8 protein-coding genes are annotated in these 9,215 nt (G+C 36.7%); 4 read left to right on the top strand and 4 right to left on the bottom strand.

The annotated features are described in order from the left end of the window. Positions 1-118: 118 nt before the first annotated feature. From BKL51_RS11610 to BKL51_RS11620, 3 genes are all read right to left on the bottom strand, one after another. Positions 119-1,267 carry an esterase-like activity of phytase family protein gene (locus tag BKL51_RS11610; RefSeq protein WP_077466802.1) on the bottom strand — a complete coding sequence of 383 codons (1,149 nt, stop codon included), beginning with the start codon at positions 1,265-1,267 and terminating at the stop codon, positions 119-121. Between the two features lie 86 nt (positions 1,268-1,353). Continuing rightward, positions 1,354-1,557 (bottom strand): hypothetical protein, encoded by a 204-nt coding sequence (locus BKL51_RS11615; protein ID WP_077466803.1) that lies wholly within the window; start codon positions 1,555-1,557, stop codon positions 1,354-1,356. 180 nt (positions 1,558-1,737) lie between these two features. Beyond that, positions 1,738-3,081, bottom strand: a complete 1,344-nt coding sequence (locus BKL51_RS11620) for an MFS transporter (protein ID WP_077466804.1) — start codon at positions 3,079-3,081, stop codon at positions 1,738-1,740. Between the two features lie 286 nt (positions 3,082-3,367). Here BKL51_RS11620 and BKL51_RS11625 point away from each other — a divergent pair, with 286 nt between their 5' ends. Genes BKL51_RS11625 through BKL51_RS11635 form a run of 3 tightly spaced genes read left to right on the top strand, consistent with a single transcriptional unit; the run spans position 3,368 to position 7,742 of the window. Beyond that, on the top strand, positions 3,368-4,585 hold the full coding sequence (locus BKL51_RS11625; protein ID WP_077466805.1) for an ABC transporter substrate-binding protein: 1,218 nt from the start codon (positions 3,368-3,370) through the stop codon (positions 4,583-4,585). Beyond that, positions 4,582-6,504, top strand: coding sequence for an ATP-binding protein (locus BKL51_RS11630; protein ID WP_077466806.1), 1,923 nt, complete (start codon positions 4,582-4,584; stop codon positions 6,502-6,504). The genes BKL51_RS11625 and BKL51_RS11630 overlap by 4 nt, the downstream gene beginning before the upstream one ends. Continuing rightward, on the top strand, positions 6,498-7,742 hold the full coding sequence (locus BKL51_RS11635) for a sigma-54 dependent transcriptional regulator (RefSeq protein ID WP_077466807.1): 1,245 nt from the start codon (positions 6,498-6,500) through the stop codon (positions 7,740-7,742). Before BKL51_RS11630 ends, BKL51_RS11635 begins: the two co-directional genes overlap by 7 nt. 198 nt (positions 7,743-7,940) lie before the next feature. Here BKL51_RS11635 and BKL51_RS11640 read toward each other — a convergent pair whose 3' ends face one another. After that, positions 7,941-8,813 carry a LysR family transcriptional regulator gene (locus BKL51_RS11640; protein WP_077466808.1) on the bottom strand — a complete coding sequence of 291 codons (873 nt, stop codon included), beginning with the start codon at positions 8,811-8,813 and terminating at the stop codon, positions 7,941-7,943. A gap of 126 nt (positions 8,814-8,939) precedes the next feature. On the opposite strand from BKL51_RS11640, the gene BKL51_RS11645 reads away from it, so the two are divergent. Then, positions 8,940-9,212 carry a hypothetical protein gene (locus tag BKL51_RS11645; protein WP_077466809.1) on the top strand — a complete coding sequence of 91 codons (273 nt, stop codon included), beginning with the start codon at positions 8,940-8,942 and terminating at the stop codon, positions 9,210-9,212. The last annotated feature ends 3 nt before the right edge of the window (positions 9,213-9,215 follow it).

Consider the following 9,215-nt stretch of genomic DNA (forward strand, 5'->3'; position numbering starts at 1 on the left):
GGATAAAAAATTGATCAATGCCATTCATCAGTTGAATTATACGAGGGAAGAATTGAAGTAAAAGCATCACTTTATAATGATGCTTTTATTGTTTTATAGCGATATTAGAAATATTTTGTTATTTATCCTGTAACGATAAGCGAATAATACGTGTTTTATCCCCATCAATACCAAAATCATTGTCATTAACTAAAATCCATTCTTGAGGTGAAATAATCGCTAATCCTTCGATTTTAGTTGGAAACTTGTCCAAATCATCCGTGTTTACTATTAATTCTTTATTTACCGTTTTTTCGGTTGTGTTAGGTTCAAGTTTAATTTTGTAAAATTTAGTCGTTTTACTAATTCGCTCTAAAACGATAAGTTCATTATCACCGACAGTGGCTATTTCGCTTATTTTTACATCATTTTGAACACGTGTTTTTTTAGCGTTATCTTTGACAAAGGTATCCGGGGTATCCAATTCATATAGCCATTGTCCGTTAATGGTTTGAGATTGAATGTCCATAGAATATAGCGTAACGGTTCGTTTTTCGGGCTTATAAGGACTTTGTAACATAAAAAACAGTGTTTTTTCATCTTTACTTAATGCTAAAGCTTCAAAACCTCGGTTAAGTTGGCGGTTTCTCAATTCTGCCGGTAAGTTCTCTGTTACGGTATAATCTGCGCCGTTTAATTCTGATTTCACCCCTTTAGGCACAAAACGATTTTTAATGACACCATTTTGATCGGCATAAACAATACTCGGACCATATTCATCGGCAAGATAAAATTCTCCGGCTTGTGTGACAACTAAGGCTTCGGTGTCAAAACCGTTTACATCATATTTGAGTAAGTTTTTATTAATATCATACGCCATTTCGGTATTCGGATTGGATATACCGGAGGCAAGTTTTCCTGATTGTGTTTTGAGCGGTATTTTATCTAAAATCTTTGCGGAAGATTTGTTATTTTCAGACAGTTGTAGGCGGTAAACGGTTGGTGAAAAATTAGGAACAGGAAAAACTTTACCCTTAGAACAATATGATAACCCTAAAATTTTAGGGCTATCGCCACAGTCAATATTAGGTCCTCGATCAGTCACGGTATAAAAAATATCGGCAGGATCGTTCTGGTGATGAAATGCTCCGCTTCCGATTCCTACCGATAAGTTTAGTGTTTTTTCTGGTGTTTTTATTGTACCGAGTTCTTCATGAAAGGATGAACTGGTATAAGTATGCGCCATAGCGATACTCGGTATAAAAACAAATAAAGCCAATTTTTTCATATTTTTCCTCAACGAGTTTAGCGATTATGTGACGGCATTTTATTGTTCTTTGATGTCAAAAATATGACATGGCTTTTACTCATACTTCACTCGTAAGTTTTTTCCATCAACTTTGAAAAATCTAATGAAATTTGACCGCTCTTTTCTGTTTTGACATTTGTCACATCAAGTCGCTTAACCCGGAAAAGTGCGGTCAAAATTCCTTGATTTTTTGGTAAATTCTCAGCGGTAACGGAGGGGTAGTATCGGGTGCTTGGAAGGTCAATATGGGGGGCGACAAATTTTACCATTTACAACTTTCCTGTGTTTGTACCCTTTGCTATATAATCAGTGGAATGCGTATTTAGCGAAGTGATTTTGAAATACATTTTCTCTGATGAGGGATGGTTAATATGATCCCCTAAAGTTATCTTTGGGGGATCTTTTATAAATTAGTGTTCTACCATAATTGTTTGTGGCTAATTACTGAATTATTTAGCCTTATTTTTTCTTTCTAAACGTAGCACGCCTAGGTGGGTCATATAACAGCAGAAAATACAACCGCATACTGCAAACAGAAGTAAATAAAACCCTGCATTCCAGCCAAAACGTTCGGCGAGAATACCAAACAATGCCGTTCCGGAGAAACTTCCGAGAATGTAACTGAGCAATCCTCTTAAACCGGTTGCAGAACCCGCAGCAAATGAAGGCACAAGCTCAATGGTTTGCAAAGAGGAAAGAAACATTGGTACATAAATTAAGCATCCGATAACGCCTGCACCGATAGTAACGGTGAGCAAATCTTGCCCTCCCCAGTAAGCAAACATCGCTATACCAACGCCAACCAGCGTGATAATTGCTAACGGCATACGGCGACCTTTAAAGTAGGTATCTGTCAACCAACCCGCTAATAATGTAGAAGGGATGGCGGCCCATTCAAAGATAGCAAAAGCGGTTGCCATTTGCCCTTTAGAAAAGCCTTTAGTTTCCAGTAAATACAGAGGAAGCCAAGTTAATACCCCGAAGCGGATCATATAAGTGAATACATCAATAAAAGAAACAAACCAAACGTTAATGTCTTTAACGATATAATCTCTAAAAATTTCCCATGTGGTTAAATTGACATTTTCTTCTTTGGTGATAACCAGTTCTTCTTGTTCTGTACCAAGAATTTTACTGGTAGGCGGTAAACCCTCGTTATAAGTTCGACCCGTGCCGAAAATATAGAAAATGATCGCAACCACAGTAGCAATGGCAGTCGGCACGATAAAATGTGCCGCTTGCCAATGTTCCTGCCCTAACCAGGCAATACTTGCTCCCGCTATCGGTGCAACCAACCCGCCTCCGACATTATGGGAAATATTGAATGCTGCCGTTGTAACACCACGGGACTTTCGAGGGAACCAACTGGCTAGTACAACATAAGCCGGTCCGGCCCCCATTCCTTGAAAAATACCATTCAAAATACATAAAAATAAGAACACCCAAAATGATGCACTAAATCCCATCATTAGGTTTACGACTGCTGACATCATTAAGCCGAAAATCATAAAATGTTTTGGATTGGCTTTATCGGCAAAGGCAGACATGAAGCCTTTACTCAAGCCGTATACAATCAGCATTGTGCCGGAAATAAAACCAATATCTTTTTTGCTAAAGCCAAATTCACTGATCAATTCAGGCGAAGAAAGTAAAAAATTATTACGTAAAATATAGTAGGCGGCATAGCCTATAAAAATCCCAAATAATGCGTGCCATCTCAGACGGTTGTAATGTTCTCTGATTTCACTATCGGGAATTGGTTTACCCGGTTTAGATGCTAAAAATGGAAGCATAGAAATTCCTCTTATTTAAATGATGAAAAAAGAATGTTTCTTACTTTGTAGTAATTATTTGGTATGTTAGCCTGATTAAAACGATGGGTAAAATCAGTGAAAAATGTACAAAAATGACCGATCTTTTATTTTTTACGTGTCAAAAATGACCCATAACTTATCGAGTTAAAGAAAGTGATTTGTTGACTATCGAAATTGAGTTAATTTCACGCCATAATGAAAAATAATCAGAAAAAGAAAATTTAAAATTTGTGATTTAGATCACAAAATAGGGAAGAGCTGTGTGATGAAATTTTTACTTTTTATTTTGCTGTATTGGATTAGTCCGTTGTTATTAGCCAATGAGATTGTGATAGCGACGACTTTTTCGCCGGAAACGACCGAACATATGATTAAACAATGGCAAAACAATTTTCCCAACCAAAAAGTCCGTTTGATTAATCGAACATCAAATTCACTTAAGCGTTTATTAGTCCAGCCGGATATAGAAAAAGTTGATTTAGTGTTAAGCTCTTCCCCTTTTCTATTTCAAGATTTACAGGAAAAGGGATTATTGTTGGAATTACCGAAAACTTATCAAAATGCGCTTGTACCCTCTCAACTAAAATCAACAACAACAGCGATTGCTTTTTCCGGTTACGGCATTTTATTTAACCGAAATTTACTTAAACAACAGCATTTAGCAGAACCTAGTGATTGGAATAGTCTGACTGATCCGGCCTATTTTAATAGTTTACTGATCAGCTCTCCTTCTCGCTCGGGTAGTAATCACATTATGTTGGAAATGCTTTTACAACAAAAAGGGTGGGCTGCCGGATGGGAAGAAATTTTAACGTTATCGGGTAATCTATCCTTGATTTCTTCCCGTAGCTTTAATGTGGCAGAAAAAATTAAACTAGGTTTAGCAACAGCCGGCATTAGTATTGATAGCTATGCGAATAACCTAAATAATGATCCTGATTTTGGTTTTGTTTATTTTCCTCATTCTGTTGCTTCACCGGCGTTTATTTCCATATATAAAAATAACCAAAATCAGAAGCAGGCTCTTGAATTTATTCAATTTTTGTTAAGCCCGGAGGGACAAGAGGTTGTTACTTCTCCAAATATTGCAAAATTTCCACTTAAACCTAGGGTGCCAACTAGCCTCCAATACGAACAACAGCAAAAATTGTTGGCGCAAGCGCCAATTGATTACGATATTTTGTTATTAAGACAACATTTAGTCGAGAAATTATTTGATAATGCGATCACATTTCGTCTCAATCAGTTGAAAGATGTGTGGGTGTTAATTTATCAACAAGAGCAAAAAACAGCTCGCAAATTGACCGCACTTCGTCATCAATTAACCTTAGTTCCGGTGAGTGAACAGCAAGCGATAGATCCTATTTACTTAGAAAAAATCAAAAATGACCGATATTTTTTGTTGGAGCAAGAGAAGCAATGGACGGACTTTTTCCAACAACAGATTAATACGGTACTTGCACAATTAGAGGACATAAAATGAAACAGGGAAAAATAACCCAACATTTGAAAAGAGCCTCAATGATCGGATTAATATTGACCTTGTTTATTGGTATTGTGAGTTTATCTGCTTGGTATATCCAATATCGGCAAGTGAATTATATTATTGAGGATTATTTCCCAAAAACTAATACAGCCTTAAAATTGGAAGATAAGTTTAATGTGTTTTTTAATGATTTAGAGCGTTTTTACTATTCACAAAATAATTTAAATCGTCAGGTTATGTTTAAAAACATTAAATATCAGCTAAATGAAATTGAAATATTATCTTCTTTATTATTTGAACAAATGGAAAAATCAAAGATTAAACAGTACTTAAATGATTTAATTCAACTGACGAATCGGATTGATAACAATTTATCTAATAATTTTTTAATTTTACAGAGAAAACAAACGTTATTAACTAAGATTCAATGGGTAAATGATGATTTTAATAATGAAATTATTTCTCAAATTAAAGAATTAAACTGGCAAAATAATTATTTTTTGAAGTATTCTTCTTTATCAAATGGGCAAAAGCAAGCTAATTCAGAGAACGAATTACTTTATTTGTATCAATTAGCGGATAAAAAAGAGCAAATCAGAACCGAGTTAGTGCAGTTTTTATATAATTTACAGCCTAATCAAACTACACTTTTACAGGATTATGCTTATTTAAAGCAGTTAATTACAGCATTAACCCAAGGTTCTTCTTATACGATCAAGAACCCAAGTATTGTGCCGTTACAACAGATGTTTAATGATTTATATCAAATGATTGAATCTCACCATGAATTAGATAGTCTTATTCAAGAAATCATTCATTATCAAACTGAATCAAAAAATATCCAATATCAGAAAAGTGACATCGTTGCAAAAACTCAACAAATGATAAAGCAAGAATTAAATAAAACCAGAGAAAGTTTTAGCCGACTAAATGAGAATTTAAAAATACAAACTAAAATAAGTGGCGTACTCATTATTTCTTCATTGCTTATTTTTCTTGTTCTGATTGCTTTATTTAACCAATATTATGTTAAGCGACGTTTGAGCCAACGTTTTTCACAACTCATTTATGCTATTGAAAATCTTAATCTGGGTAGAACAAAGCAACCTCTCAATATTAATGGCAAAGATGAGCTGACAGAAATCGGTTTATTATTAAATAATCATATTCAAATTTTGCAAGAACGGGAAAAAATTGAAAAAGATTTACAGGAAACCCAAAATGAATTGATTCAAGCTGCCAAAATGGCAATCGTCGGGCAAACAATGACGACACTTGCTCATGAAATTAATCAACCCCTGAATGCAATATCAATTTATCTTTTCACGCTAAAAAAACGTCTTGAACAACGACAAGATCAACAAAATTATCTTGATGTTGAAAAGATAGAAAAATTAACGGAGCGAATCGCTAATATCATTAAAGCATTACGCCAGTTTGTTAAAAATGAAATTTCATCGACACCTTACCAAGTTGTTTCTCTTAAACAAAGTTTGACTGAGGCATGGAATTTATTGGAGATCCGTCATAAACCTCTCAATGCCGAATTGCAGATTAAACGGGATGTTTATCTGCTTGTAAATCCAATTTTGTTGGAACAGGTTTTCGTTAATATTCTTTCAAATGCATTGGAAGCAGGCCAAACCACACCGATTATTCAAGTTGATGCGGTTTGTTATCAAAATAAAATTTGTGTTTTTATTGAAGACAACGGAGGCGGTTGGCAAACGGACAATGCTGATAAATTATTACAGCCTTTTTTCACCACCAAGAGTGTCGGATTAGGATTAGGTTTAACGATTTGCCAACGTATTATGCAACAATTTGGAGGAAAATTGGGGATTGCCTCTGCTTTCTCTAAAAGTGCGGTTGTTATTTTAGAATTTTCACATCATAGTGAGGAAGAAAAATGTTAGCTCAAGAAACGGTGTTATTGGTTGATGATAATAATGATGTATTAAATGCCTACCAATCACTATTAAGTGCAGAGGGATATCGAATTAAAGCGATCAATAATCCGTTAGATGCCCTAGAGATCATACCTGAAAATTGGAAAGGAGTAGTTGTGAGCGATATTTATATGCCGCAACTATCTGGTTGGGAACTTTTGAGTTATTTACATCAAAGGGATAAACATCTACCGGTGATTTTAATCACCGGACACGGTGATGTACCCATGGCCATTGAAGCAGTGCAGAAAGGGGCATTTTATTTTATTGAAAAACCCATCAAACCGGAAAAATTATTGATACAGATTGAGCAAGCGCTAGCTCAGCGACAACGCCAATTAGCAATTAAAAATGCACAACAAGAAACACTAGAAACCCATTTTATCGGGCAGAGTCATTGGATGAAACAATTTCGCCAACGTTTACAACAACTTGGGGAAACTTCATTACCGATTTTTATTTTTGGAGAAATTGGAACCGGGCGAACCTTAGCCGCCCAACATCTTGCCGGCTTTTCTGTTGACCGTTTTTCGCCGCAACATAGCCTAGAATTACTTTCCCCCTGTGATATTGAGGAATTACAGCCCCATCTTGATCAAGCCAAACAAGGTTTATTACAACTTAAAAATATTGAATATCTCTCACAATCGGCACAGAAAAGACTGGCATTATCAATTCAGCAACAGCATTTTCGTTTTATTGGTATTAGCCAATATTCCCCGTACCAATTATTGACAGAATTTGGCCTTTTACCGGAGCTTTTTTATGCGTTTAATTTAACTCAAATAGAATGTTTACCACTTTCTCGTCGAACCTCTGACATTGAGCCGATTTTTCGCCATTATTTAGCCCAAACTTGTAAAAAATTAAATAAGAAGAAACCGCTTGTGAGTGAAAGTTTTATTAAGCAGCTGATTTCTCAACAGTGGCTCGGTAATATCACCCAATTAATTCACACGGCTGAACTTTATGCCGTTGGTGTTACAGTTCAAAATGATCGTCTCTCATTGATGCAGGAACAAAGTGAACTCTCGCTTGATAATCTTATTGATGAATATGAAAAGCAAATCATTATAGAGGTGCTGGATCGCTTTCAAGGGAGAATTAATGAAGCTGCAAACTATCTACAAATTCCCCGTAAGAAATTGTATTTACGAATGAAAAAATATGCCTTGAATAAGGCGGATTATAAAGAGTTGTTTTAATTTTTTTATAGGTGATCGTGGTTTATCGTAGCACGTATAATCAATATTAACGTGATGAAAAGTATATCCTCCAACCAAGTTGCTGTTATATCGGAAAATAGTTGGAAATCTAAAGAACGATTGTTGAAGGGCTGTGGCTTACACCAAATTAATTGGGAAAACACAGACAAAGATAATCGCGAATTCACCCACTGCTTTTTATACCTCACTTAATCCATTCACAATCACTTTCACCTTAGGCTGCAAATGCAATTTCTTCTGCCATAACACATAAATAGGCTCGGGCGGCGGGGTGAATTCAGGCAAAAGTTGTACCAGCCTGCCTGCTTCTAATGCTGGCTGGATTAACCAATCGGGTAAAAACGCAATACCACAATGAGAAAGGACGGCTTGTAAAAGCGCATTACCATCATTCAGTTGATGCCGGACATTTAAGGAAAAGTCGGTCGGCTCATTATTTTCATTCAATAGTGCCCAACTGCTTTGATTGCCGGTAAGACAAGGCAAAGCGCATAGATCCCTTGGGTGTACGGGCATCCCAAATTTTTCTATACATTGAGACGTCGCACAAAGTTGATTTTGAAAGCGGCCGATTTGCTTGGCAATAATATCGGACAAATCACCCAATTCGCCAAAGCGAATCGCAATATCCACCCCTTCGGCGATCATATCCACTTTGCGATCTTGAAAACCGAGTGACAAACGCAGTTTAGGGTATTTTTCCGTCAGCGAAAGCAATTTCGTCAAAATATATTCCCGCCCAAAAGTGGTCGGCATATCAATCCGTACCTGCCCGATGGGCTCTTGCTGCTCGCTGGACAGTAAATTTTCTGCTTGCTCCAACTCCTCCATAATCCGCAAACAACTGTGCAGCCACACTTCCCCCTCTTTCGTCAGTGTAATTTTGCGGGTCGAACGGTGAAAGAGCTGCGTATTCAGCCGTTGCTCCAGCCGTGAAATACTTTTGCCCACAGCCGATCCAGTAATGTTGAGTTTATCCGCGGCTGCCGTAAAGCTGCCCATTTCCACCGCAGCCAAAAATTCTCGAATCCCCGAAAAACGATCGTCCATCTTGCCTCATTATCAACTTTTATTCAAGATTGCTAGTCATTATAACACCTTAATCAACTTCAAATAAGCACTATAATGCCATCTCGTCACTACATTGACATGATTCAGAAACATTTAGGAGTAAAAATGCAGTCAATCAAACTTGCGACTTTAACAGCGCTTTTAGCAACGGCAATCACAAGCCCAATAACAATCGCGCATACAAACACCAGCGCCTTATTTACCCCAAAAGAAAATAGCGTACCGCAGCAATTAAAACAGGTGGACGGCTATTATCGTTTTATGCTGGGGGATTTTGAGGTAACGGCCCTTTATGACAGCTACCTGAATATCGGCAAAGAGGCTTATGCGCAGTTTACAAAATTGAGTGAAGCCGAATTAAATAAGGGGCTGACGTAGATT

It is taken from the genome of Rodentibacter sp. Ppn85, from assembly GCF_001999335.1.
Classification (GTDB): Bacteria; Pseudomonadota; Gammaproteobacteria; order Enterobacterales; family Pasteurellaceae; genus Rodentibacter.

Excerpts from the sequence above, each read along its gene's own strand:
- BKL51_RS11610 (WP_077466802.1), bottom strand. The coding sequence starts at position 1,267 with ATGAAAAAATTGGCTTTATTTGTTTTTATACCGAGTATCGCTATGGCG.
- BKL51_RS11615 (WP_077466803.1), bottom strand. The coding sequence starts at position 1,557 with ATGGTAAAATTTGTCGCCCCCCATATTGACCTTCCAAGCACCCGATAC.
- BKL51_RS11620 (WP_077466804.1), bottom strand. The coding sequence starts at position 3,081 with ATGCTTCCATTTTTAGCATCTAAACCGGGTAAACCAATTCCCGATAGT.
- BKL51_RS11625 (WP_077466805.1), top strand. The coding sequence starts at position 3,368 with ATGAAATTTTTACTTTTTATTTTGCTGTATTGGATTAGTCCGTTGTTA.
- BKL51_RS11630 (WP_077466806.1), top strand. The coding sequence starts at position 4,582 with ATGAAACAGGGAAAAATAACCCAACATTTGAAAAGAGCCTCAATGATC.
- BKL51_RS11635 (WP_077466807.1), top strand. The coding sequence starts at position 6,498 with ATGTTAGCTCAAGAAACGGTGTTATTGGTTGATGATAATAATGATGTA.
- BKL51_RS11640 (WP_077466808.1), bottom strand. The coding sequence starts at position 8,813 with ATGGACGATCGTTTTTCGGGGATTCGAGAATTTTTGGCTGCGGTGGAA.
- BKL51_RS11645 (WP_077466809.1), top strand. The coding sequence starts at position 8,940 with ATGCAGTCAATCAAACTTGCGACTTTAACAGCGCTTTTAGCAACGGCA.